This window comes from Oleiphilus sp. HI0125 (assembly GCF_001635355.1).
Genome location: NZ_LWGF01000494.1, coordinates 1 through 292, shown reverse-complemented (window position 1 = coordinate 292; position 292 = coordinate 1). Strand labels below are relative to the sequence as shown.

1 protein-coding gene is annotated in these 292 nt (G+C 46.2%); it reads right to left on the bottom strand.

What is annotated here, in order from left to right; genetic code table 11:
* On the bottom strand, positions 1-292 hold a 292-nt coding region (locus A3762_RS27240; protein ID WP_197469077.1), incomplete at both ends, for a hypothetical protein.

Sequence of the window (292 nt, the reverse complement as noted above, 5' to 3'; positions counted from 1 at the left end):
CAGTTTGAGCAGCCATGGTCCAATATAAATTATCTGTTGTGGCTTCGCGTACGACATCAAGATCGACCTTTGACCATGCTTCCATTTTGGCATCATAAGCCAACTCAGGATCATAATCTTGCGGCGGCATTTCAACATCACCGGCAATCACTGTATCTGTCGTTAAATACTTGGGATAGCTGCCTTGAACACCTGAAACGCGTTCATCATGCGAGTCTGGATTTGGAGAAGGCGTTGGGACCTGTTCTGTCACGGGTAAAAAACTCGGATCAACGGTATCGTCCTGATTCAT